Source organism: Allobosea sp. Tri-44 (assembly GCF_004123845.1).
Classification (GTDB): Bacteria; Pseudomonadota; Alphaproteobacteria; order Rhizobiales; family Beijerinckiaceae; genus Allobosea.
On record NZ_NBDP01000003.1, the window covers coordinates 620,747 to 643,950 of the forward strand.

Consider the following 23,204-nt stretch of genomic DNA (forward strand, 5'->3'; position numbering starts at 1 on the left):
GGAGCCGCGGTGACCAGGGCAGCTATGATGCCGTTCGCGGATAGGCGCGGAGTCGGCACCGCGGACAGTCCGCGGTCACTCGTCACCTCGCGCAAGTGAAGCTTGTAGCTTGGTCGGGGTCGCCACCTTGATATCTGGGGTAGCTCGGGTATTCGCAGAGCGGGCGGGCACGGCCTGGCTTGAAGTGCGTATCAGTAATGACTGGAGCCGTCGGCGCGGCGCCGCCGGCGACCCACGCATCCAGTGCACCGAGAACGTCCCAGCTCGGATTGAAGGAGACTCCGAAGCCGCTGTGGGCAGTGCCGGGGAGCTCGTAGAACCTCAGAAACCGGGAGACCGCCTCACGGCCCATGGTGGCGACGAGGCGGTCGTAATAATCGACCGACGCTTGAGGCGGAATGATCTGGTCGGCGAGACCATGCATCAGCAGGATCTTGCCACCGCGTTTTTGGAAGCTGGAGAGATTTGTGCCGCTCATGTCGAGCAATCCGGCGAGCATGCTTAAGCGGTCCTGCCACTCGCCTGGCTTCTCGGGGTCGATATTCTGCCAGCTTCCCTGCGGATTTCTCGTCACGAAAAAACGCGCGTATTGGTCGGCAAAAACATGAAGGAAGGGCATGCCGGGAGCAGCGGGGTAGGCTGAGGCAACCTTGCCGAGCCCCTGCGTCAGCACGCCCTTGGAAAGGTCGTCCGTCTCGCGCGACCCCAGGTCCACGCCCCAGACGTAGAACCCCGGATAGCCCTTTTCCCCGCTCGCAAGCGGCGCATCGAGTTTGAGGGGGGAACCCATGACTTTGAGGGCACTGATCTGGACATCCGACAGGCAACTGTCGCGGTCGACGGCACCGTCCAGACAGCGCAACGGTCGGCCGTTGACGGTGGCCTTGTCGGGGTCGAAGGTCTGCTGGCATGCGCGGGCATTCGAGATCACACCATCGCGGATGCCATCAAGTCCGTCGCAAGCCTCCAACGCAGCGTCCAGGACGACCTTGCGCTGGGACATCGACAGATAGGCGCCGGGTGCAGCGAAGGCGCGCGCGATGCGGGCAAACTGGAGATGGGCCGTGCCAGCATGCGTCGCGGGCCAGAACACCATGGCGCCGTCGAGGTCGTCAGGATACCGCTGGATGAGACCCAGCGCCTCCTTGCCTCCGGTTGAGCTGCCGTGGAAGTAGAGCTTCTCGTGCGTTCGCCCGTAACGGAGCTTGATCACGTGCGCGGCAACATCTCGCGTCTTCTTGAGGGCGTCGAAAGCGTAATTTTTAAGGGACTCCTCGTTGAGGGCAAAATCGCCGCGGCTCGCGCCCTGGTGGCCGGAGTCCCCGCCGAAGGTGACAAAGCCACGCGCGAGCGGGATTGGGACGTCGGGCGGCTGCAAGCGCAGGGTTCCGCCGGTGCTGAGAATCACGCCGTTGTAGCCACCCCCGCCATACATCAGCGCCTTGCCGTTCCAACGCTCCGGAAGATTGACCTCGACTTTGATCGGCGGCGCCGTCGGATCGACGGCGACAATGTCGACCAGTACGCGGCAGAATGCGCCGACCGCCTTGGCGCCTGTGCCGGAAGCCGGCTGCGCCGCCACAGACGTGACCTTGGCACCGCTCGTTGCCAGCGGCGTGACACTCGCCGGGATGGAAAGCCCGGCGAATTCGTCACAGGCTATCGGCTTCGTGTCGGCTGCAAGCGTCGGCGCGACCTGAGCGATCGAAGGCGATCCGGCTATCGACGCCACGAAGACGGCAGCGTGAGGCATCAGTCTATGATATCGCAACATGGCATACCTCTTCCGTGCTAGCGGTGTGTGGCCGGATGCCAATCCGACCGATGGTATCAGGCGCTCACGTCACTCCATTTCAGCCGGATCGCGTACCTCACGACCCGTGCTGTTGGCTCACTCGATCGATATCCCGTTCTCTTTCACCACCGCGGCCCATTTGGTGATCTCCCGCCCAATGAACTGCGCGTAATCCTCCGGGCTCCCGCCGCCGGCCACATAGCCGCCTGCCGCAAAGCGCTGCTTGATTTTGTCCTCCTTGAGGACCTCGTTGGCGAGCTTGTTCAACGCTTCGACGATCGAGCGTGGTGTCTTGGCGGGCGCCGACAAGCCGAACCAGCCTTGCGCTTCAAACCCCGGGAAACCACTCTCGGCAACGGTCGGGACATCGGGGTAGAGGGGGCTGCGGCTGGAACTCGTCACGGCAAGCGCACGGATTTTTCCGCCCTGGATATGTGGAAGCGGGATATCAGCGTTGACGATGCCTACCGAAACGTGCCCGCCCAGTACGTCGGTGACGAGCGGAGCTGCACCGCGATAGGGGACATGCCGCGCTTTAATTTTCGCTGCGCCCTCAAGCATCGCCAAAGAGAGGTGCCCTGATGACCCGGCCCCCGGGCTTGCGAAGGAGAGATCGCCACCAGATCGGCGAGCTCCGGCGATGAGTTCCTCCAGCGTCCGTATCGGCGAATTTGCCGGGACGATGATGACGTTTGGTGTCAGGGCCAGCAGGCAGATATGTTCGAAATCCTTGGTCGAGTCGTAGGGCATCCGGGCATAGAGCGAGTGGTTCATGGCGTTCTGGCCGTTGCCGGACACAAGGATGGTGTAGCCATCGGGCTCTGCCTTCGCGACCGCCGCGGCGGCGATGTTGCCGTTCGCGCCAGGCCGGTTCTCGACCACGAAGCTCTGGCGCAGGCGCTCGGCAAAGCGTTCAGCGAATAGTCGCGCCACAACGTCGGTGCTGCCGCCCGCCGGGAACGGCACGACGAAAGTCGATGCGCGTTCAGGCCACTCCGCGGCGCTTGCCCCTCCTGTCGCGGCGACGGCGACAAGGGAAAGCACGAAGGTCCGCCTCCTCATAAGCATTCTCTCCTCCCATTGCTCTTCTTCTTGATGCAGCGGCCGCCGCAGTCGTCAGCGGCAGACCCATGTTTCGCGTCGCCAGGGCTCCAGTCGTGCCGCATCGAGGTCGAGCCCTGTTCCCGGGAGATCGGGAATTTCGAGCGTGCCGGTTGCCGTGAGCCTGACCGCGCCCTGGAGTGCGAGAAGCGGATTGCTGGAGATATCGACTTCGACATAGGGATACGGCGCGGGACCTCCACCGCGCCGAGCCGGAAGCAGGCTGGCGACCTGCAGTGCCGCCTGGTGATTGACGATCGTGCCGAAGACATGGGGCATGACCGGTAGATCGAAGGCCGCCGCCAATGCGGCGATCCGCAGGAAGCCGGTATAGCCGCCACAGACCGTGAGATCGGGCTGGAGAATGGACATCGCGCCCGCCACCAGGAAATCGCGGAATGCCCCGGCGCTGGCGAGTGCTTCGCCCCCGGCCACGGCCGTCGAGACCGCCCCGGCGACCGCGGCGTATCCGGTGATGTCTTCCGGCTCCACCGGCTCCTCGATCCAGAGCAAATCAGAAGCTTCCATCCGGCGAGCTGACGCGATGGCAGCACGTGCCGTGTAGGCCTGGTTGATGTCGACCATTAGCCCGATCTCCGGGCCAACCAGCTTGCGCACTTGCGCCAGCATCGCACCGTCGGCTCGCGGGGACACACCCGCGCGCGGCTTCAACGCGCGATAGCCTTCCTTTAGAGCGCGTTCGATCACGTCCGCGTAGTGCCCGTAGGGGTCGTTCCCTTCCGTGATGAACGGACCGCTGCCGTAGGCGAAGACGTCGCTGCGAAGCGCGCCGCCCAACATGAGGGCGACGCTGACGCCGCGTTCTTGCGCAGCGAGGTCGCACAGCGCCATATCGAGCGCAGAGATCGCCATCATGGCAGGCCCTCGGCGATCATAGCCGAGATTGGCGACCATGCGTTCCCAAAGCGCCCGGTAGCGCGCCGGTGTTTCTCCGATGACGACCTGCGCATAGCGCGAGCGAATGATAGCGGCGGCCGCGTCCGGAGAGGAAAAAACCTCACCCCAACCTCTTTTGCCAGTATCCGTGACAACTTCCAGCATCAGGAAATCGCGGCGGGGTATCATGGTCCGGGCGTTGCCGATCGCCGGCGTTGGAACGAACCCGACATGGTGGCCGCGAATCTCGGTGACTCTCATAAGCTTCCCACTCGGAGGCGAAGGATCGGCAGCGATCTTGACGCGGAAGGACTCATGCAGGCCAATACAAAGATCGCCTGACTTAATGTCCGTGGATTATGAAATTCGATTCTCGCGAACTCTCGGTGCTTCGTGCCGTGATCGAGCAAGGCAGCGTGACGGCGGCGGCTGCGGCGCTGAATGTGTCGCAGCCGGCTGTGAGTCGGACGCTTCAACAGATCGAGGAGCGTGTCGGCATCGTCCTGTTCCGGCGCGAAAAGCAACGACTGCATCCGACGCGGGAAACGGAGCTGCTATATCCAGATGTCGTGCAGGCGGTCGCTTCCATCGAGGCCGTTGCGCGGCGCGCCCGCGATCTCAGGGAAGGCCGAACAGGCGCACTTCGGATTGCGACGATTGCTGCGTTCGCGAACTCCATCCTGCCTTATGCCATTTCGCGGCTCCGAAGCAGGAAACCCGGCGTCGAGTTCGTCGTTGAAATCCTGACGGCGCGTGATGTCGCCCAACGTGTGGCGAGCTTCAAGAGCGAGCTCGGACTGCTGATCGACGCGGCTGCGGTCTCGGGGATCCTCCTGGAGGATCTGTGCACGTCGCACTTTGGCTGCGTCCTGCCGAGCGACCACGCCCTGGCGCAGAATCCGCACCTCACGATCGACGATCTGTCTCGTCAGCCCATCATCTGCCTCGACCGGATGTTGCCGCTCGGGGCGCTTGCGCATCGAATCTTCGAGCGAGCTGACCTCCAACTGCGGCCCGCCGTCGAGGTATCGCAATCGAACATCGCATGCGTGCTCGTTGAGGCCGGCGCAGGCATCGCGCTGATCGACAAGCTTGGCGTCCTTGGGCGATCCGGCTCGGACAGGCTGACTTTCGTCCCGTTTTTCCCCACGGAGACGATTGTCGGACGGCTCGCGCTTCCCGTCGGAACGGCGCAGACCGCGTCATCGCGAGAGTTCTGCGCAGCGCTTCGGGAGGTCGTGGCGGAGCTGGCCGCGACAGACAGCGGCTTCTCGACGCGAGCGCTGCTGACCTGAGACCATGACGAGTGAGCAGCGTTCAAACGATGGCGGGCGCGTTGTAGAGGCTGTCGAGGGGGAATCCGCGGCCGCCCGGCCGAGGAACGTCGCGCCGCCCGGCAGGCCAAGAGCTGTCCCATCGTTGTGGCGCTGCAGCCGTGGTCGACAGGTCGCTCTCGGGCGCTCCTGTCGCGCTTCGCACGGATTGCTGCGACGCGTGACGGAGCCGCTACCTGAGGCGACGCCAGCCAAGCTTTGCGCGGGTGCAGCGGGGGAGCGTCTCTTTCGGCCGCGGATGAATGTCCTGCCCGAAGGTTGTTTGTACTGAATGGACCAAGGTCCATCTTGGCTCCTACGCATACTGGTCTCAGAATGGATTGTAGCATAAGGTATTTTTGAGCCAGCCAAACTCATAAGAACATTTTCAGTTAAATCTTACGAATACCCGGCATCAGCGAAATAACGGGTGTCTATTATGAGAGGTTTTGGGAATAGATTTGCCGCCGACGCGGCCTTTTGCGAATCTACCAGGGCCGGCTGCCAGGCGGAATTGGCCCGATTGCTATCCGATCCGGACTTTCAATGTTCGGATCGCAACAAGCGCTTTCTGCAATACGTATCGGAAGAGCTGTTCCACGGGCGCGAAGCGTCGGTCAAGGCATATACGATCGCCGTTGATGTCTTTGGTCGGCCTTCGAGCTTCGATCCCGCCATCGATCCGATCGTTCGCATAGAAGCGACAAGACTGCGCGCCGCTTTGATTAGCTACTACGACCTCCATGGCGCCGGTCGTATCCAGATCGACCTGCCGAAGGGGCGCTATATCCCGAACTTCATCAGGCTCGACATGCAAGGACTCCCGCCCGGGAGATCGAGCCGGACATCGTCCTGAGCCCAGCAGCTCTTCATTCCCGCAAATTCTGCGAACTGAGAGAGCGTATCGGCCGGCTCGAACAGCTTATCGGAGAAAAGGCCGTGGAGATCGAAATTCTGCGCGAGGTGCTCGAGCTGGCGCGAGAGATCGAGCGGAGCAGCGATGAGGCCGGTTGAGCCCATTCTGCTCAAGTATTTAAGCGGATCTGCCGAATAGCCGATCCCGGCGGCCCAGTCGGTGCTTTCGGTCGAGATGTGGGACCAGGCACCGAACCTCTGTTGATCGGTTAACCGCCTTGGCCCGCTGAAGGCCGGTTTTGCATCAGTGCTTGATCACGCGCTGTGTCGGTTCCGCGGTCGCTGGAGCGGATGGGACATGGCCGATCGGGAAAGCGAGGCTGACGAGGGCGATCGTTCCTTGCGGCCGGTTTTCGACGCTCACCTCACGCAGGACCTTCAGGCGTGCGCTGACCGGCGTGCTGCCGACAGTGAAGGAATAGCTGATCGTGCCGCCAACCGCAGTCACCCGGCCCTTGTAGGCGCCGAGCGAGGCGCCTGACCCGCTATCGCTACTGATCTGCTGGTAATGCGAAAACAGGGCGCCGATCGAGAATTCCTTGCTGAGATATTGGCTGATGGACAGGTCGGCGTGGACGGCGTTGCCGCTCTTGTAGTCGGTATCGTTGTTCTTGCCGTTGATCTCGAAGCCGACGGCACCGGAGATGTCGAGGCCGATCCTGGGGTCGAGCCAGGTCGCGGCGAGATAGACGTCGCCGATGAAGCGATTGAATGACAGGTTAGACAGCCGGTCGGGGTCGTAGGTGCCCGATGGGATGTTGACCGAGCCGCCGACCTGCCAGTGGAAGTTGCCAGCATGCCAGCCGACGAAGCTGGATAAGACCGGGTCGCCCAGAAAGAAGCCGGAATCCCGCATCTTGACCCCGAAGGTGCGGCCGAGGCGCGGTGCAGCGATGAGCGCGCCGGCACTGACGCGCGGATTGCCCACCGGCAGGGTCACGGCGAAGCCGAGATTGCCGCCGAATATCTCCAAGGGCGTGACCCAGGTCGGCGTGAGGAAATCGGCGCGCGCCTGGACCTTGACATTGGCGAGGACAGCACCGCCGATCTGGGTCCGGGTCGCAGCCGAAAGCCGGCCCGAATAGCTGTAGAAATCGTTCTCGAAATAGAACCCCGGCGGAGGAACGATGCCGGCTCCAGGGCCGTGCAGGCCGGGCAAATAGAGGCTCGCGCCGCTTTCCGTCGCTTGAACCGGGCCGATCATGGCGCCCGCTCCGGCACAGGCTAGTGTTGCCAGCAAAGCGGCTCGCAAACGCTTCATGTCCTGCTTCCTAGAAGAATCGCCGCCCACGCTGGAACGCTTCGGAAGGACCGTCAAGCATAGCACCCTGATATCGACGAGCGTAACTGTTACAGCCTTTTCCAAGCTGATCGGTTCAAGAGAAGCTGCCTGCTTTCGTGAGCCGTCCCAGGTTGTGATGGAACAAGCAGAGAAGCGAGGGCTATCGCGTCTGCTTCTGCGCTGGCCCGAGCGCCGCGCGGCGTTGCGGAGTTCCTTGGAACGCGATCCGCATCTGGCCGAGCTCTGCGAGGCCTACGAAACGGCGTGCGCTGCATCCGAATATTGGTCGAGGTCAAATTCCGCGCTAGCTCAGCAGAGGGTGGCCGAGTATCGCAGCATCATAGCGGCCCTTGAGCAAGATATAATCAAGAGTTTGGCCTGATCCCGCCCGGAGCCGAAAATTAAACTATCCATTATGGAATTAAAGGCAGCGATACCCGGTTAATACTCAGCTATTCACCTATCAGGCTAACAAAATTGCCTACCAGAGTGTTGCCTCGCGAACTTGGAGCATCCGTCATCTCCGGCAGTTGCCCACCAGAACGGAGTGAGAGCATTCATGCGAAACAGCATTCGTATCGTGACGGTCATTCTGACGGCCGCCCTCATCCAGCAGCCCGCGCTGGCGGTGCCTTTCGGCAATCGTGCTTCGGCCTTGAAAGAACAGAGCGACTTGATCGAGCCGGTCGTCTTCGTCCAGCGCGGCTTCGTCGCGCGGGGGCCGCGAGGCGGCGTCGTGGCTGGCCGCGCTGCCGTGGCGCGATCGCCTTACGTCCGACCGGTTCGCCCGGTCGTGCCGGTCCGACCAGCCTGGGTCCGGCCGCCCGGTTATTACTGGCACCCTGGGATGGCTGTCGCGGCCGGTGTCGCGATCGGCGCCGTCTCCGCTGCCGCGGCACGAGCCTGGGCAGGTCCGCCGCCGGCACCGGGCTATTGCTGGTACTATACGGATCAAAGCAAGCGCCAGGGCTTCTGGGATGTGTGCCCCTAGGCATTCCCGGCTGGGGAAAGCGGCGATGCACCTAGCGGCCTGATCGTGCTCTTTCGCCAGGGCTCGTCAGGCACCCTTGGGTCGCGCTCGATATGGTACCGGTCCGTCGTGAGGAGTGAGAGCGCATGAAGACGCACCGCCTTGGTATTCCGGTCGCAGCATCGCTCGCGACCTCCCTCAGGGAGGCGGCCCGATGAGCGGTTTAGACATCTTCGCCTGGATCGTGCTGATCGTCCTGGTCGCGAGCACGGTGGTCGTCCTCGTCGCCATGGCGATACTTCCCGGCATGGTTGCAAGGCGTCGCAATCATCCCTGGGCCGAAGCGGTCGCTGTCGGCGGCTGGGTCACGCTCTTTCTCGGCTTCGTGCTCTGGCCGGTCGTGCTGATCTGGGCCTATGTCGATGCGCCGGCGCCCGCGGCGCGGCGCGCGAACGGCGCGGAGACGACGCGATGATCGTCGTCCTCCTCAACACCTATCTCGCTCTGCTCTTCATCCTGGTGAAGCTCCGGGTCATTCCGTTCAACCTGTTCTGGAAGGTCTCGCCGGCCATCGTCTTCGTGCTCCTGATGGTCGGCCTGTTCATCCCGATGAACTGGGGCGCGCCGCAAGGCCCCGTGCTCGTGGTGCGCAATTCGGTGGCCGTGATCCCCGACGTCGCCGGCGAGGTGACCGACGTCCCGGCCAAGGCCAATCAGCCGCTCAAGGCGGGGGATGTCCTGTTCAAGATCGACCCGGTTCCGTTCCAGGCGCAAGTGGATACGATCGCGGCGCAGCTCGCGTTCCAGGAGACCCGCCTCGCCGAGATGTCGCAACTGCAGGCGCGCGGCACCGGCCGGACCTTCGACGTCGAGGAGCGGCAGGCCTCGGTCGACCAGCTCAAGGCGCAGCTCGTCAGCGCGAAATGGAACCTGGAGAAGACGATCGTTCGTGCACCCGCCGACGGCTATGTGACCAACCTCGCTTTGCGTAAGGGGGCCCGGGTCGCGACCTCGCCGGTGATGGCCTTTATCGACACCTCCGACACGATCATCGGCGCCGAGATCAATCAGATCGACGCCCGCTACATCGCTCCGGGCCAGGCGGTCGAGGCGACCTTCAAATACGCCCCCGGCCAGGTCTTCACCGGCAAGGTCGAGAGCATCCTGCAGGCGATCGCGACGGGGCAGACGCAGGTCTCCGGTGCGGCGGTCACGCCAGTCTCGATCCAGTCGTCGCCCTTCGTCGTCCGCGTCCGGCTCGACGATCAGGCCATCGCCGCCTCCCTGCCTGCCGGTGCCGCCGGTGACGCCGCGATCTTCACCGATCGCGTCAAGGCGGCGCACATGATCCGCCGGGTCCTGCTGCGGCAGATCGCGATCACGAACTACGTCAATCCGTTCTGAGATCTGCCCGTTTTCGACTCGTATGTTCCCGAAGCCAATGGGCGCCCTTCTGCTGAAGGCAAGCCGGTCTCGCCGACATTTCTGACCCATGCTCCGAAGGAGTCGGTCAAGAAATGCGAATGGACGCCGCCGGCTGTTACAAAGGTGGTTTGAGAATTGCCATAAATGTGCAGGAGCAGCACCCGTGCATGGTGCTGCTCGAACGCGAGCGTGTTGCCTGGCGGCAGCGCGAACACTGAAGCCATCCCGGCTCTGTAACAGTTACAGCCTTAAGCTGAGCGGGCTCTTGTGCGAGCCTGCTGGTTGCGCACTGCGGTCGGGGCTTCCTTGCTCGATCCGATCGCTTGGATGACGTTACGGCATCGGGAGTGTTTCATGAAACGCCAAAAATTCCTGGCTGCGGCGGCGATGGCTGCCCTGATAGGCTTCGGGAGCAGCGCCGCCAAGGCCCAGCAGCCGGCACCGGCGCCGAGCCGGCCGAACATCCTCGTCATCTTCGGCGACGACGTCGGCCAGTCGAACATCAGCGCCTATTCGCACGGGCTCGTCGGCTACAAGACGCCGAACATCGACCGGATCGCCAAGGAAGGCATGATGTTCACCGATTATTACGCGGAGAACAGCTGCACGGCCGGGCGCTCGACCTTCATCACCGGCCAGGTCTGCCTGCGCACCGGTCTGTGCAAGGTGGGCATTCCCGGCGCGACAGTCGGGCTTCAGGATCGTGACGTGACGATCGCGGAGGCGCTCAAGCCGCTGGGCTATGCCACGGGCCAGTTCGGCAAGAACCATCTCGGTGATCGCGACGAATACCTGCCGACGCGGCACGGCTTCGACGAGTTCTTTGGCAATCTCTACCACCTCAATGCCGAAGAGGAGCCCGAGAGGCCTTATTTCCCGAAGAACGACACAGCCTATGTGAAGGCCAATTCACCGCGCGGCGTGCTCAAATCATCAGCCGACGGCAAGATCGAGGACACCGGGCCGCTGACCCGCAAGCGCATGGAAACGATCGATGACGAGACCACGGCCGGCGCGATCGACTTCATGCAGCGCCAGGTGAGGGCCAACAAGCCGTTCTTCACCTGGATGAACACCACGCGCATGCATGCCTTCACCCATGTACGCGAGTCGATGAAGGGAAAGAGCGGCATGCCCGGCAACGACTATGCCGACGGCATGATCGAACATGACGGCGATGTCGGAAAGCTGCTCAAGGCGATCGATGATCTCGGCATCGCCAACAACACCATCGTCGTCTACACCACCGACAACGGCCCGAACCAATGGTCCTGGCCCGACGCCGCGACGACGCAGTTCCGTTCCGAGAAGGACACCAACTGGGAAGGCGCCTTCCGCGTGCCGGCGATGATCCGTTGGCCTGGCCGGATCAAGGCTGGCGAGGTCTCGAACGAGATGATCTCGGGCCTCGACTGGTTCCCGACGCTGGTCGCGGCGGCAGGCGATGGCGAGGTCAAGGACAAGCTTGCCAAGGGGACGTCGCTCGGTAGCAAGCAGGCCAAGGTCCATCTCGACGGCTACAACCAGCTGCCCTATCTCACCGGCCAGCAACCGAAATCGGCCCGCAACGAGTTCTTCTACTTCAACGATGACGGCGAGTTGGTTTCCTACCGCTTCAACGACTGGAAGATCGTGTTCTGCGAGCAGCGCGCACCAGGCGGGTTCACTGTCTGGTCCAATCCGTTCACCTGCCTGCGCGCGCCGAAGGTCTTCAACCTGCGCATGGACCCGATGGAGCGGGCCGATATCGTTTCGGACCAGTATTATGACTGGCTCGCCAAGAACGCCTATCTGATCCAGTACGGCGTCTGGAAGGTCGCGCCCTTCCTGCAGACATTCAAGGACTTCCCACCGAGCCAGCGTCCGGCGAGCTTCAGCGTCGACCAGATGGTCGAGGCGTTGATGAAGAACCTGGATCAGGCCGCGAGCAAGGCTGCAAAGTAAGCGCCCGCAGCTGAGCGAACCGGCCAATGGCCGGTTCGCTCCTAACGTGACGACCGAGTCACTTACGGGGAAAATGGGTATGGGCATGGAGGGCGCATCGTCGCCGATCGCAGATGCAGGTTTGAGCCGGCGGGAGATCGTGCTCGGTGCGGCAAGCTTACTAGCGGGCAGTACCATTGCGCTTCCCGCCAGCGCGCAGGCGCTCTCGGCAAGCGAGGCCCGCGCCATCGCCAGGGAAGCCACGATCTACGGCTTCCCCATGGTCGACAGCTACCGCATCCAGCATTCGTACTTCGTCGACCGCGGTAGCCCGGAATACAAGGCGCCCTGGAACACGCTGGTCAACAATGCCCGGGTCTATACGCCCGACGACAAGGCGATCCAGACGCCGAACTCCGACACGCCCTATTCCTATGTCGGCGCCGATCTGCGGGCCGAACCGCTGGTCTTCACCGTGCCGGCGGTCGAGAAGGAGCGCTATTACTCGCTGCAGTTCATCGACCTCTACACCTTCGATTTCGCCTATGTCGGCAGCCGCGCCACCGGCAACGGCGCCGGCAGCCACCTCCTCGCCGGGCCAAACTGGAAAGGCAGCAAGCCCAAGGGCATCAAGTCGGTGATCCGCTGCGAGACCGATTTCGCCTTCGTGCTCTATCGGACGCAGCTTTTCGATCCGGCCGACATCGAGAAGGTCAAGGCGGTCCAGGCCGGCTACAAGGTCCAGCCGCTGTCGCAATTCCTGGGCGCCCCCGCGCCCGCGCCAGCCCCGACCGTCGCGTTCGCAAAGCCGCTGACGTCGGAACAGGAGCGCAATTCGCTCGAATTCTTCGGGCTGCTGAACTTCCTGCTCCAGTTCTGTCCGCCCCATCCTTCCGAACGGGCGCTGCTGGCGCGCTTCGCCAGGATCGGCATCGGAGCCGGCAAGAGCTTCGACGCTGCTTCACTTTCCCCGGAGATCCGCCAGGCCCTGCAAGACGGCATGGCCGATGGCTGGAAGGCCTTTGCGCAATACAAGGAGACCCAGCTCGACACCGGCAAGCGAACCAGCGCAGAAGGCTTCGGCACACGCGCCTTTCTCAAGAACGATTACATGGCGCGCATGTCAGCCGCCGTACTCGGAATCTACGGGAACTCGAAGGACGAGGCGATCTATCCAGTTTATTTCGTCGATTCCGCTGGGCAGAAGCTGGAAGGCGGCAATCGCTACGTCCTGCGCTTCGCCCCGGGGCAATTGCCGCCAGTCAACGCCTTCTGGTCGCTGACCATGTACGAATTGCCGGCGAGCCTGCTCTACGCCAACCCCCTCAACCGATACCTGATCAACTCGCCGATGCTGCCGAAGCTGAAGCGCGATGCCGATGGCGGCATCACGATCCATGTCCAGAACGAGTCGCCGGGGACAGATCGGGAGGCCAACTGGCTGCCTGCGCCGAAGGGCGCGTTCTTTGCGGTGATGCGTCTGTATTGGCCCAAACCGTCCGCATCGAACGGAAAATGGAAAGCGCCGCCGCTGGCGCGCGCGGTCTGACGAAAAGGAGACGCATCATGCTCGCCAAGCACGCTATCCATATCCTTGCGATGACGATCGTCGCGGCCAGCGCCGCCCGCGCCCAGTCGTCCGGAGTGTCTGCGACCCCGGTCGGCGTCGACAACTTCGTCCGCGCCGAAACCGACCTGTACATGAGCAACATGGCCAGGGATGGCAGCTTCGGTAAGTTCCTGCATCGCCGCGAACCGGCCTCGATCGACAACCAGACGGTCATCCGGCTCAACCGCGACACGCTCTATTCGGCGGCGGTGTTCGATCTCGACGCCGGGCCAGTGACGATCACGCTGCCGGATGCGGGCAAGCGCTTCATGTCGCTGCAGGTGATCAGCGAGGATCACTATGTGCCGATGGTGGCCTATGGCGCCGGCAGCTACACCATCGACAGGAAGAAGGTCGGCACGCGCTATGTCGCGACCGCCGTCCGCACGCTCGTCGACCCCTCCGACCCCAAGGACATCCAGCAGGTCCATGCCCTGCAGGACGCGATCAAGGTCAGCCAGAAGAGCCCCGGCAAGTTCGAGGTGGCGAATTGGGACCAGGCCAGCCAGAAGAAGGTCCGCGACGCGCTGATCGTGCTCGGCTCGACCATTCCGGACTTCAAGAAGGCGTTCGGAACCAGGCAACAGGTCGATCCGGTCCGACACCTGATCGGCTCCGCTTCGGCCTGGGGTGGCAATCCCGACAAGGACGCGACCTATCTCAACATCACGCCGAGCGGGAACGACGGCAAGACCGTTTACAAGCTCGCCGTCAAGGATGTGCCGGTCAACGGCTTCTGGTCGGTCAGCCTCTACAATGCCGAGGGCTACTACCAGAAGAACCCCTACGACGCGTACAGCCTCAACAACCTGACCGCGAAAAAGAGCCCCGATGGCTCGATCGCGATCCAGTTCGGCGGCTGCGACGGCAAGATCCCCAACTGCCTGCCGACCATGCCGGGCTGGAACTACACCGTGCGGCTCTATCGCCCACGCGCCGAGATCCTGAACGGCAAATGGAAGTTCCCGCAACCGCAGCCGGTCTCGTAACACCGGGCGAAAGACAAGAGAGACAGAGGAGGTTCGCATGCTGAACCGCCGTGCTTTAGGCGTCGCGCTGCTGTCGGCGGGGCTGATGGGCTGGAGCTTCGGCGCCCAGGCGCAGACCGACCCGCTGCCGTCCTGGAACGACAGCAAGGCCAAGCAAGCGATCCTCGACTTCGTCGCCAAGGTGACGCGCGAGGGCGGCCCGGACTTCGTCAGGCCGGCCGAGCGCATCGCCACATTCGACAATGACGGCACGCTCTGGGCCGAGCAGCCGGTCTATTTCCAGCTCCAGTTCGCGCTGGACGAGATCAAGCGCCAGGCCAGGGACAAGCCGGAGCTCGCCGCCACGGAGCCGTATCGCTCGGTCGTCGCCGGCAACCTCAAGGGGCTGATGGCGAATGGCGGTAAGGGGCTGCAGCAGGCGCTCGCGGCCAGCCATACCGGCATGACCACCGATCAGTTCGCGACGCTGGTGCGCAACTGGCTCGATACGGCAAGCCATCCGACAAAGCAGCGACGCTATGACGAGATGGTCTACCAGCCGCAGCTTGAGCTGCTGGCCTATCTGCGCGCCAATGGCTTCAAGACCTTCATCGTCTCGGGCGGTGGCGTCGAGTTCATGCGGGTCTTCGCCGAGAAGGCCTACGGCATCCCGCCGGAGCAGGTGGTCGGCTCCTCGGGCTTGGTGAAGTTCCGCCTCGATCCGGCCGGCAAGCCCGAGCTGTTCAAGGAGCCCAAGGTCGAGTTCGTCGATGACGGGCCGGGCAAGCCCGTCGGCATCAACCGCTTCATCGGCCGCCGCCCGATCCTGGCCTTCGGCAACTCCGACGGCGACCTGCAGATGCTCCAGTACACTGCGGCAGGGCCCGGCCCGCGGCTCACCCTGATCGTCCGCCACACCGACGCCGAGCGCGAATGGGCCTACGACCGGACATCGGCGATTGGCAAGCTGGACAAGGCGCTCGACGAGGCCGCGGCCAAGGGCTGGACGGTCGTCGACATGAAGGCCGACTGGAAGAAGGTCTTTCCGAACGGGCCGTGACGATGCAAACGCGAGGGATTCCAGCTTGAGAGACGCCAGACCATGACGGATGCCGCAGTGCAAGCGGTGCGCTCGAACACCGAAGGCATGGTCCACGTCCCGAGCGGCACATTCCGGATGGGCTCGGACAAGCATTATGCCGAGGAGGCTCCGAGCCATCGTGTCAGCGTCGACGCCTTCTGGATCGATACGGCGCCGGTGACGAACCGGCAGTTCCGCGCTTTCGTGGAGGCGACGGGCTATGTCACCTTCGCCGAGATCGCGCCAGATCCGGCGGATTATCCCGGGGCCTTGCCGCATATGCTGCGGGCCGGCTCGCTGATGTTCAACCCGCCGACGCATCCCGTCGACCTGCGCGACTGGTCGCAATGGTGGTCCTTCAAGTTCGGTGCGACCTGGCGCAAGCCCTACGGCTCCGGCTCGTCGCTCAAGGGGCTCGATGACCATCCGGTCATCCATGTCGCCTATCGCGATGCGCAGGCCTATGCCGCCTGGGTCGGCAAGTCGCTGCCGACGGAGGCGGAATGGGAGTTCGCCGCCTGGGGCGGGCGCGAAGGCGCCGAATTTGCCTGGGGCGACGAGCTCATGCCGGAAGGCCGCCACATGGCGAACATCTGGCAGGGCAATTTTCCGAACGAGAACACCAGGGAGGACGGTTGGGCCCGCACCTCGCCGGTCAGGGCCTTTCCGCCGAACGGCTACGGGCTCTACGACATGATCGGCAATGTCTGGGAATGGACGACCGATTTCTGGTCGGTCAGGCATCAAGCGGATGCGCCCAAGGCGTGCTGCGTGCCGCAGAATCCCCGCGGCGGCCCCGAGGCCGAGAGCTACGATCAGCGCCAGCCGGCGATCCGCATTCCCCGCAAGGTCCTGAAGGGCGGCTCGCATCTTTGCGCGCCGAGCTATTGCCGACGTTATCGGCCGGCGGCCCGCCATACGGAGCCGGTCGATACCTCGACCAGCCATGTCGGCTTTCGCTGCGTCGTACGCGCGTGACTGGGGCCGCACTCGCGCGGCTGTAACTGTAACAAGGCTGACTTCGCGCGAGCCTCTCGCGCAAATCGTCTGGTCACCGCGCCGATCGGCGCCCTGTCGGAGCCGAGCGATGGATCGAGCCGGATCGAGTGCACGCGATGCTGTCCGGGAGCTCCAGAGCCGGATCAACCAGGACATCATCGGCCAGCAGCGGGTCGTCGAGCGCATCGTCGTGGCGCTTCTCGCCAACGGCAATATCCTGCTCGAGGGACTTCCCGGCCTTGCCAAGACGCGGGCGATCAAGAGCCTGTCGAAGAATCTCGAATCCGATTTCAGCCGGATCCAGTTCACGCCCGATCTGCTACCCTCCGATGTGACCGGCGGCGAGATCCTGCGGCAGGACGGGCAGTTCGAGTTCCGCAAGGGGCCGGTGTTCGGCAACCTCGTCCTCGCCGACGAGATCAACCGGGCCCCGCCCAAGGTGCAGTCGGCATTGCTCGAGGCGATGGAGGAGCGCCATGTCACCGTGGCCGGCAAGCGCTACGACCTGCCGCCGCTCTTCATGGTGCTCGCGACCCAGAATCCGATCGAGCAGGAGGGAACCTATCCGCTGCCGGAAGCGCAGATGGACCGTTTCCTCATGCATGTCCGCATCGACTATCCGTCCGATGCCGACGAGGTGAAGGTGATGCGGCTGGTGCGCGCGGAAAGCGCCGCGACGTCCGCCGCGGCTGCGCCGGCTAAGATTCCCCAAAAGGTCATCCTCGATGCAAGGGCCGAGATCGACCGCGTCACGACGAAGGACGTCGTCGAAACCTACATGGTCGCGCTCGTCGCCGCCACGCGCCGGCCGGCCGAATTCGGCGACCGGCTCAAGAACTGGATCGCGGTCGGGGCCAGCCCGCGCGGCTCGTTGGCGCTCGACAAATGCGCGCGGACCTATGCTTGGCTGCAGGGGCGCGACTACGTCACCCCGGCGGATGTCCAGGCGATCGCGCATGACTGCCTCAGGCACCGGCTCTCGCTCAGCTACGAGGCCGGCGCCGACGGCATGGGCGCCGATGCGGTGCTGGACGAGGTCGTGAAGCAGGTTGCCGTCGCGGCATAGCGGAGACCGGCCATGGCGATGATGCGGGAAAGGCTTCGAACCGGCGGCGGCGACGCGGCGAGCGTTGGAGCGCATGCTTTCGTCACGCTCGACGAACTCCTGCGCCTCAAGCACCGGGCGCGCGGCTTCAGCTTCCAGCCGCGCCAGCCCGTGCACAGCCTGCTCGCCGGGCGCCACGCCTCCCGCCTGCGCGGCCGCGGGCTGAACTTCGAGGAACTGCGCCATTATGTCGAAGGCGACGACACGCGCACGATCGATTGGCTGGCGACGGCCCGGCTCGGCGCGCCGCATGTTCGGGTCTATTCCGAGGAGCGCGATCGGCCGGTCCTGCTGCTGGTCGACCAGCGCAGCACGATGTTCTTCGGCAGCCGACGGGCGATGAAATCGGTTGCGGCGGCCGAAGTCGCCGCCCTTGCTGCCTGGCGCGTCACCTCCCTGGGCGATCGCGTCGGCGCCGTGGTCTTCGGCGATGACGGGATCGCCACGATCGAGCCGCGAGCACGGGATCAAGGCGCCGTCCGCGTGCTCACGGAGGTCGCCCGCCGGAATGCGGCACTGGCGCGGCCGTCCGCAGCCGCACCGGGAGGTGCCCGGCTCAACGAGGCCTTGGCGGCGGCGGCGCGCATGACGACGCATGACGGGCTGGTCTGCCTGATCAGCGATGCCGCGGGCGAGAACGAGGAGACCCAGCGTCTGGTCACCGGGCTCTGCGCCCATAACGATGTGCTCGCCGTCTTCGTCCACGATCCGATCGAGCAGGATCTGCCGGATGTCGGGCTCGCGACCTTCGGCTCGGGAGACGCGCAGATCGAGGTGGATTCCTCGCTCGCCTCCTTGCGCACGCGTTTCAGCGAGGAGCGCACGGCATGGCGGAGCCGGCTGGCGGGCCTGTCGCGCAGCCGCTCCATTCCCGTCCTGCCGATCTCGACCGAGTGCGATGTCGCCGAACAACTGCGCGAGCTGATCGGCCGGCGCAGCGCGCGTCGGCAAGCCGGCATAGGCGGAGGCGCGCGATGAGCGCCGATCCCGCCGACCTGTCAAACCTGGCTGATCTGGCGCTGCCTGCGCCCGTACCGTTCTGGCCGCCGGCAGCCGGCGTCTGGATCGTCGCCGGGATGGCCGGAGCAATGCTGGCCGTGGCCGGCTGGCGGGCGCTGCGGCGCTTCTGGGCCGATGCCTATCTGCGGAGTGCGGCGGCGGAGCTCGACGCATTGGCGGCCTCGGGAAAGCCGGACACTGCGGCGGCGGTCTCGGCGATCCTGAAGCGCGCGGCGCTGGTCGCCTATGGCCGCGAGCAGGTGGCGTCGCTGACGGGCGGGGCCTGGGCCGCGTTCCTCGTCCGGACGGCGCCTGCCGGCACGCCGACGGATGCGTTTCCCGTGGAGTTGGGGCATGTCTTCTCCGGACAGGACAGGGCACAGACGGGCGGGCAGACGGACCTCGTCGCCGAGGCCAAGGCTTGGCTTCGCGGCCAGCGCGGCCGTGCCGTCGCCAGGAGTGGCTGACCGTGCTTTCCCTAGCCTATCCCTGGGTTAGCCTGCTCGCTCCGATGCCCTTGCTGGTCTGGTTCGGCCTGCCGCCCCATGTCGAGCACCGCATCGGCTTGCGGGTGCCGTTCTTCGACAAACTGACCCGTCTCAGCGGGCGAGCCGCCTTTTCGGGCGGCGTCGTGGTACATCGCCATGCCGGGCGCCTGCTGCTCCTCATGCTCGTCTGGGTGCTGAGCCTGGCCGCGCTCGCACGCCCGCAATGGATTGAGCCGCCGCTGCACCGCGAGGTCCCGACCCGCGACCTGCTCGTGCTCGTCGATCTCTCCGGCTCGATGGACACCAAGGATTTCGTTGACGCTTCCGGCCGGACCGTCGACCGCCTGACGGCGGTGAAGCAGGTCCTCGACGATTTCCTGTCACGCCGGAAGGGGGATCGCGTCGGGATCGTCGTCTTCGGCGACGCCCCCTTCGCGCTCGTGCCCTTCACCACCGATCTCGATCTCTGCCGTGTCATGCTGCGCGATACCGCTGTCGGCATGGCCGGACCGCGCACCGCCTTCGGCGATGCGATCGGCCTGGGGATAGGGCTGTTCGCGCGCAGCACGGTCAAGGCCAAGACGATCATCGCGCTGACCGACGGCAACGACACGCTGAGCAAGGTCGCGCCGGCCGAGGCGGCGCGCGTGGCGAAGGACAAGGGCATCGTCATCCACACCGTCGCCGTCGGGGATCCGCAGGCGGCAGGCGAGGACAAGCTCGACGAGGCCGCGCTGAAGGAGGTGGCGGACACGACCGGGGGCGGCTTTTTCCGCGCGCTCGACCGTGCAGAGCTCGCCGATATCTATCGCCGCCTCGACGAGATCGAGACGCGCCGCATCGACACCGTCAGCGTCCGGCCGCGGCGGGATGTCTATTGGATGCCGTTGGCGGCTGCGCTGGTGCTCACTCTGCTTGTGCAGGCAGCGACGCTCGCCAGACGGCAGCGTCGGCCGCTGCGGCTCGTCTCTGCTCCGGCGACCGGAGCGGAGCGATGATCGAGACACTCTCCGCCTTCCATTTCGAGCGGCCGCTCTGGCTGCTGGCGCTGTTGCCGGCTGTCGCCCTCTGGCTGGCCGAGCGGCGCCATGCCGACCCTGTGCTGCAATGGCAGCGCGTCATCGACGCGCAGCTGCTCCCCCATCTGCTTGTCGGGACGGGGCGGCAGGCGCGCATCGGGCCTGTCGACGGGCTGCTATTGGCATGGCTGCTCGCGACCATCGCGGTCGCCGGGCCGGCCTGGCAGCGCGAACCGTCCCCCTTCGCGGCCGCCAAGCCGGCAGTCGCCGTCGTCCTGAAGCTCTCGCCCTCGATGCTGACGGAGGATCTGGCCCCGACGCGGCTCGACCGCGCCCGGCAGAAGCTGGCCGATATCCTGGCCGCGCGGGAGGGAGCCGCGACGGCACTGGTCGCCTATTCGGGCTCGGCCCATCTCGTCCTGCCGCCGACGCCCGACAGCTCGGTGGTCCTCGACCTGGCGAAGGCGCTGTCACCGCGGATCATGCCGAAGGAGGGCGACGATCTCGCCGGTGCGCTCGCTCTGGCCAACCGGGCACTGGCGAGCAGCGCCGATGGCGGCTCGATCCTCCTTATGGCGGATACGATCTCGCCCGAGGCTGTCGCCGGATTGGCGGGCGTGAAAAGCGCGCCCGTGACACTGCTCGCCCTTGTCCCGCCCGGCACGGACACGGGCGGTCTCGACGATGGCGCGCGGGCCATCGCGGCTGCCGTGGTTCCGACGACGGCAGACCAAAACGATGTCGCGGCTGCCGTCCGTCGCCTCGATGCCGGGGGCAGGGCGGCCCATGCGACAGGCGAGGGCGAGCGCTGGCGCGAGGCCGGCTATTGGCTCACGCCGGTCTTGGCCCTGCTGGCGCTGCTCTGGTTCCGGCGCGGATGGGTGCTGTCGTGAAATGGGTCCGCCGGATCGCGTCCTCGCCCTATGCGGCTATCGCGCTCGCTGCGGCGCTGGTGCTGCTGGTCGCAGGCTCCCGTCTCGGCTGGCGCGACCTCTGGCTGAAGCCCGATCAGCGCGGCCGCTTGTTGATGGCCGAGAACCGTCCCGCCGAGGCCGCACAGGCCTTTCGCGATCCGCTCTGGCGGGGCATCGCGCTCTTTCGCGCCGGGGATTTCAAAGGGGCTCAGCAGGCCTTCGCGGCACGGGATACGGCCGAGGCAGCCTTCGATCGCGGCAATGCCCTGGTCATGCTCGGCCAGTACGACGAGGCTCTGAAGAGCTACGACCGCGCCCTGGCGCTGCGTTCGAACTGGCGCGAAGCGCTGACGAACCGCGAGATCGCGCGCATCCGCGGCGAGAGAACGAAAGCCGAGGGCGGCGAGACGGGGCAGACGGATTCGCGCCCAGACGAGGTCGTCTTCGACAAGACGAAGCGGGGCGGCGAAGACACGACGGTCGAAACATCGGCACCGATGTCCGACGAAGCCGTGCGGGCGCTCTGGCTGAAGCGCGTTCAGACGAAGCCGGCCGATTTTCTCAGGGCCAAGTTTGCCTATCAGCTGAATGCGCAGCAGGCAGGAGCGGGTCCATGAGCGCTCTGGCCATTCTGGCGTTCCTGATCATGTCCGTCCTCGGAGGGAGTCCGGCGCGTGCCCAGATTCCCATCGATGCCCCGTTCGTGCGCACGACGCTCGATCCTGCCAGCGGCGTCGTCGTCGGCCAGCCGGTGAAGCTGCATGTCGAAGTGTTGTTCCCTGGCGAGATGCCCCATCCGCCGCTCGTCAGGGTTCCGGAAGCGGCGGGCGCGCAGATCCTGCGCTTCGAGACACAGGCGGTCACGATCCGGGACCGGATCGCCGATCGGGATTATGTCGGGCAGAGCTTCGAATTCGTGCTCTTCCCGCGCCGCGGCGGAGAGATCGCCATTCCGCCGGCAAACATCACCGTGCTCGACCGCGCCGGCGATCCGGCCGGGTCGGCCAAAGGTGAGGCGACGCGGATCAGCGTCACCGTGCCGCCCGGGATCGACGCCGCGGGCCCGGTCCTGGTCACGGACGTGGTCGAAATTACGCAAGACTGGTCGCCGGACCCTGCTGCGGCGACGATCAGGGCGGGCGGCGCCCTCGTGCGCACGATCCACCGCAAGGCCAGCGGCGTGCCGGCGCTCGGCATGGCCGAGTTCCGTTTCGCGGCGCCGGAGGGGGTGCGCGTCTATCCCGATACGCCCACGGTCGATGATCGCACCAATCGCGGCGAGGTGGAGGGGCTCCGCACCGATCAGGTCACTTATGTCTTCGAGACGGCGGGAACCTATACGCTGCCGGCGCTCTCGCAGCCCTGGTGGAGCCTCGCCGACAGGCAGGCGAGGACGCAGACCCTGCCGGGCGTGACCGTCACGGTCGCCATCGGCACCGCCCAGCCCGGCACGCGACCGGCCTGGGCGTCGATCTGGCTGATCGCAACGCTTGCCGTCAGCGCAGGGCTGATTGCTTGCATATCGATGAGGAGAATGTTGGGAGAAGCTTGGCGCGCCTGGAAGACGCAGCACCAATCATCCGAGGCCTTTGCGCGCAAGCAGTTGCGAAAAGCCGCGAAGACAGGGCAGGCCGCGCCGACTTACCGGGCGTTCTCGACCTGGCTGCTGCATCAGCCGACGAAGGAGGCCGAGCAGCTCCGGGACGATGCCCGGATCGGCCCGATGATTGGGACTCTGGAAAATAGCCTTTTCGGTACCGGAGAAGATTGGAACCGAGGACGCGGCGCCGTCTTCGCCGAGGCCGTTCGAACATGGAGCGCGCGTCGAGACAATGCGTCGAACCGCTCCAATGTACTTCCTCCGCTCAACCCTTTGTCGAGTTCCGCCTGAGCGGCTCAATCGACTTGCCTGCAAAGACGTGCAGGGTCGCTAGATTCGCCCATGCCCAAATGCGCCATCACACCTCCAGAATTCCGCGCCGCTGCCGAGCAGCTCAGAATGTCGCCGGCGATCCTGTCGGGTGGGTTTGCCTTCCCGACCGGCGTCACCGGCGGCGATGCCGAGGGGCGGATGCCGGAGGAGGCGGAGGCTCAAGTTCGCAATGTCTTCCGCAAGATCGGGCTCGTGCTCGCCGAGGCCGGCCTCGATTCCGGCGCGGTCGTCGAGATGACGAGCTATCATGTCGGCCTGCGTCAGCATTTTGCCCTGTTCGACCGGATTCGGCTGGAGCACATGAGCAAGCCTTTTGCCGCCTGGACCGCAGTCGAAGTCGCCGGCCTCCGGCGCGAGGGCGCACGCGTCGAGGTGCGGGTGATCGCGGCGGTCGATGCGCAGATGTGACGGCTCTTTCTCGTCGCTCTCGATATGACCAGCGTGGCGACAAGGGCGCGGGGAAGGCGC

The 23,204-nt window shown here is 65.0% G+C and carries 22 protein-coding genes; 18 read left to right on the top strand and 4 right to left on the bottom strand.

All coding sequences use genetic code 11. The features are described from left to right. Positions 1 to 82: 82 nt before the first annotated feature. The 3 genes from B6S44_RS03090 to B6S44_RS03100 form a co-directional block, all read right to left on the bottom strand. On the bottom strand, positions 83 to 1,753 hold the full coding sequence (locus tag B6S44_RS03090) for a tannase/feruloyl esterase family alpha/beta hydrolase (RefSeq protein ID WP_164985701.1): 1,671 nt from the start codon (positions 1,751 to 1,753) through the stop codon (positions 83 to 85). Between the two features lie 138 nt (positions 1,754 to 1,891). Next, the gene (locus B6S44_RS03095; RefSeq protein WP_164985702.1) at positions 1,892 to 2,839 is read right to left on the bottom strand and encodes a Bug family tripartite tricarboxylate transporter substrate binding protein; all 948 of its coding nucleotides are present in this window, start codon (positions 2,837 to 2,839) and stop codon (positions 1,892 to 1,894) included. Between the two features lie 72 nt (positions 2,840 to 2,911). Then, positions 2,912 to 4,054, bottom strand: a complete 1,143-nt coding sequence (locus tag B6S44_RS03100) for a mandelate racemase/muconate lactonizing enzyme family protein (protein WP_129155272.1) — start codon at positions 4,052 to 4,054, stop codon at positions 2,912 to 2,914. Between the two features lie 98 nt (positions 4,055 to 4,152). Here B6S44_RS03100 and B6S44_RS03105 point away from each other — a divergent pair, with 98 nt between their 5' ends. Both B6S44_RS03105 and B6S44_RS03110 read left to right on the top strand, forming a co-directional pair. After that, positions 4,153 to 5,088 (top strand): LysR family transcriptional regulator, encoded by a 936-nt coding sequence (locus tag B6S44_RS03105; protein WP_129155273.1) that lies wholly within the window; start codon positions 4,153 to 4,155, stop codon positions 5,086 to 5,088. A gap of 541 nt (positions 5,089 to 5,629) precedes the next feature. Beyond that, positions 5,630 to 5,962, top strand: coding sequence for a hypothetical protein (locus B6S44_RS03110; protein WP_129155274.1), 333 nt, complete (start codon positions 5,630 to 5,632; stop codon positions 5,960 to 5,962). A gap of 303 nt (positions 5,963 to 6,265) precedes the next feature. Here B6S44_RS03110 and B6S44_RS03115 read toward each other — a convergent pair whose 3' ends face one another. Continuing rightward, on the bottom strand, positions 6,266 to 7,282 hold the full coding sequence (locus tag B6S44_RS03115) for a SphA family protein (protein WP_129155275.1): 1,017 nt from the start codon (positions 7,280 to 7,282) through the stop codon (positions 6,266 to 6,268). 580 nt (positions 7,283 to 7,862) lie between these two features. Between B6S44_RS03115 and B6S44_RS03120 the strand changes: the two genes are divergently transcribed. The 16 genes from B6S44_RS03120 (at position 7,863) to B6S44_RS03195 (ending at position 23,144) form a co-directional block, all read left to right on the top strand. Then, positions 7,863 to 8,294: a hypothetical protein gene (locus B6S44_RS03120; RefSeq protein ID WP_129155276.1), complete on the top strand. Its 432-nt coding sequence runs from the start codon at positions 7,863 to 7,865 to the stop codon at positions 8,292 to 8,294. Positions 8,295 to 8,487: 193 nt separating this feature from the next. Next, the gene (locus tag B6S44_RS03125) at positions 8,488 to 8,748 is read left to right on the top strand and encodes a DUF3302 domain-containing protein (RefSeq protein WP_129155277.1); all 261 of its coding nucleotides are present in this window, start codon (positions 8,488 to 8,490) and stop codon (positions 8,746 to 8,748) included. Then, entirely contained in the window at positions 8,745 to 9,677 is a 933-nt protein-coding gene (locus B6S44_RS03130) for an HlyD family secretion protein (protein WP_129155278.1), read from the top strand. Before B6S44_RS03125 ends, B6S44_RS03130 begins: the two co-directional genes overlap by 4 nt. Positions 9,678 to 10,052: 375 nt before the next feature. Beyond that, a complete protein-coding gene (locus tag B6S44_RS03135) occupies positions 10,053 to 11,642 on the top strand; it encodes an arylsulfatase (protein ID WP_129155279.1) in 1,590 nt (529 codons plus the stop codon). Positions 11,643 to 11,727: 85 nt separating this feature from the next. Continuing rightward, positions 11,728 to 13,170 carry a DUF1254 domain-containing protein gene (locus B6S44_RS03140; protein WP_129155280.1) on the top strand — a complete coding sequence of 481 codons (1,443 nt, stop codon included), beginning with the start codon at positions 11,728 to 11,730 and terminating at the stop codon, positions 13,168 to 13,170. Positions 13,171 to 13,187: 17 nt separating this feature from the next. Continuing rightward, positions 13,188 to 14,219 carry a DUF1254 domain-containing protein gene (locus B6S44_RS03145; protein WP_129155281.1) on the top strand — a complete coding sequence of 344 codons (1,032 nt, stop codon included), beginning with the start codon at positions 13,188 to 13,190 and terminating at the stop codon, positions 14,217 to 14,219. A gap of 85 nt (positions 14,220 to 14,304) precedes the next feature. Beyond that, on the top strand, positions 14,305 to 15,258 hold the full coding sequence (locus tag B6S44_RS03150; protein ID WP_248309439.1) for an HAD family hydrolase: 954 nt from the start codon (positions 14,305 to 14,307) through the stop codon (positions 15,256 to 15,258). A 42-nt stretch (positions 15,259 to 15,300) separates the two neighbouring features. Next, positions 15,301 to 16,257 carry a formylglycine-generating enzyme family protein gene (locus B6S44_RS03155; protein ID WP_248309410.1) on the top strand — a complete coding sequence of 319 codons (957 nt, stop codon included), beginning with the start codon at positions 15,301 to 15,303 and terminating at the stop codon, positions 16,255 to 16,257. Between the two features lie 109 nt (positions 16,258 to 16,366). Next, positions 16,367 to 17,344, top strand: a complete 978-nt coding sequence (locus B6S44_RS03160; RefSeq protein ID WP_129155283.1) for an AAA family ATPase — start codon at positions 16,367 to 16,369, stop codon at positions 17,342 to 17,344. A 12-nt stretch (positions 17,345 to 17,356) separates the two neighbouring features. Continuing rightward, positions 17,357 to 18,361, top strand: a complete 1,005-nt coding sequence (locus B6S44_RS03165; RefSeq protein ID WP_206735066.1) for a DUF58 domain-containing protein — start codon at positions 17,357 to 17,359, stop codon at positions 18,359 to 18,361. Then, on the top strand, positions 18,358 to 18,849 hold the full coding sequence (locus B6S44_RS03170) for a DUF4381 domain-containing protein (protein ID WP_129155284.1): 492 nt from the start codon (positions 18,358 to 18,360) through the stop codon (positions 18,847 to 18,849). The genes B6S44_RS03165 and B6S44_RS03170 overlap by 4 nt, the downstream gene beginning before the upstream one ends. A gap of 2 nt (positions 18,850 to 18,851) precedes the next feature. After that, a complete protein-coding gene (locus tag B6S44_RS03175) occupies positions 18,852 to 19,868 on the top strand; it encodes a VWA domain-containing protein (protein ID WP_129155285.1) in 1,017 nt (338 codons plus the stop codon). Next, positions 19,865 to 20,782: a VWA domain-containing protein gene (locus B6S44_RS03180; protein ID WP_248309411.1), complete on the top strand. Its 918-nt coding sequence runs from the start codon at positions 19,865 to 19,867 to the stop codon at positions 20,780 to 20,782. The genes B6S44_RS03175 and B6S44_RS03180 overlap by 4 nt, the downstream gene beginning before the upstream one ends. After that, on the top strand, positions 20,779 to 21,420 hold the full coding sequence (locus tag B6S44_RS03185; protein WP_248309412.1) for a tetratricopeptide repeat protein: 642 nt from the start codon (positions 20,779 to 20,781) through the stop codon (positions 21,418 to 21,420). The genes B6S44_RS03180 and B6S44_RS03185 overlap by 4 nt, the downstream gene beginning before the upstream one ends. Further along, the gene (locus B6S44_RS03190) at positions 21,417 to 22,694 is read left to right on the top strand and encodes a BatD family protein (protein ID WP_129155287.1); all 1,278 of its coding nucleotides are present in this window, start codon (positions 21,417 to 21,419) and stop codon (positions 22,692 to 22,694) included. Before B6S44_RS03185 ends, B6S44_RS03190 begins: the two co-directional genes overlap by 4 nt. Positions 22,695 to 22,802: 108 nt before the next feature. Beyond that, positions 22,803 to 23,144, top strand: coding sequence for a Rid family hydrolase (locus tag B6S44_RS03195; RefSeq protein WP_206735067.1), 342 nt, complete (start codon positions 22,803 to 22,805; stop codon positions 23,142 to 23,144). Positions 23,145 to 23,204 lie beyond the last annotated feature (60 nt).

Excerpts from the sequence above, each read along its gene's own strand:
- B6S44_RS03090 (WP_164985701.1), bottom strand. The coding sequence starts at position 1,753 with ATGCCTCACGCTGCCGTCTTCGTGGCGTCGATAGCCGGATCGCCTTCG.
- B6S44_RS03100 (WP_129155272.1), bottom strand. The coding sequence starts at position 4,054 with ATGAGAGTCACCGAGATTCGCGGCCACCATGTCGGGTTCGTTCCAACG.
- B6S44_RS03105 (WP_129155273.1), top strand. The coding sequence starts at position 4,153 with ATGAAATTCGATTCTCGCGAACTCTCGGTGCTTCGTGCCGTGATCGAG.
- B6S44_RS03115 (WP_129155275.1), bottom strand. The coding sequence starts at position 7,282 with ATGAAGCGTTTGCGAGCCGCTTTGCTGGCAACACTAGCCTGTGCCGGA.
- B6S44_RS03120 (WP_129155276.1), top strand. The coding sequence starts at position 7,863 with ATGCGAAACAGCATTCGTATCGTGACGGTCATTCTGACGGCCGCCCTC.
- B6S44_RS03125 (WP_129155277.1), top strand. The coding sequence starts at position 8,488 with ATGAGCGGTTTAGACATCTTCGCCTGGATCGTGCTGATCGTCCTGGTC.
- B6S44_RS03130 (WP_129155278.1), top strand. The coding sequence starts at position 8,745 with ATGATCGTCGTCCTCCTCAACACCTATCTCGCTCTGCTCTTCATCCTG.
- B6S44_RS03135 (WP_129155279.1), top strand. The coding sequence starts at position 10,053 with ATGAAACGCCAAAAATTCCTGGCTGCGGCGGCGATGGCTGCCCTGATA.
- B6S44_RS03140 (WP_129155280.1), top strand. The coding sequence starts at position 11,728 with ATGGAGGGCGCATCGTCGCCGATCGCAGATGCAGGTTTGAGCCGGCGG.
- B6S44_RS03145 (WP_129155281.1), top strand. The coding sequence starts at position 13,188 with ATGCTCGCCAAGCACGCTATCCATATCCTTGCGATGACGATCGTCGCG.
- B6S44_RS03150 (WP_248309439.1), top strand. The coding sequence starts at position 14,305 with ATGGGCTGGAGCTTCGGCGCCCAGGCGCAGACCGACCCGCTGCCGTCC.
- B6S44_RS03155 (WP_248309410.1), top strand. The coding sequence starts at position 15,301 with ATGACGGATGCCGCAGTGCAAGCGGTGCGCTCGAACACCGAAGGCATG.
- B6S44_RS03160 (WP_129155283.1), top strand. The coding sequence starts at position 16,367 with ATGGATCGAGCCGGATCGAGTGCACGCGATGCTGTCCGGGAGCTCCAG.
- B6S44_RS03165 (WP_206735066.1), top strand. The coding sequence starts at position 17,357 with ATGGCGATGATGCGGGAAAGGCTTCGAACCGGCGGCGGCGACGCGGCG.
- B6S44_RS03170 (WP_129155284.1), top strand. The coding sequence starts at position 18,358 with ATGAGCGCCGATCCCGCCGACCTGTCAAACCTGGCTGATCTGGCGCTG.
- B6S44_RS03180 (WP_248309411.1), top strand. The coding sequence starts at position 19,865 with ATGATCGAGACACTCTCCGCCTTCCATTTCGAGCGGCCGCTCTGGCTG.
- B6S44_RS03190 (WP_129155287.1), top strand. The coding sequence starts at position 21,417 with ATGAGCGCTCTGGCCATTCTGGCGTTCCTGATCATGTCCGTCCTCGGA.
- B6S44_RS03195 (WP_206735067.1), top strand. The coding sequence starts at position 22,803 with ATGTCGCCGGCGATCCTGTCGGGTGGGTTTGCCTTCCCGACCGGCGTC.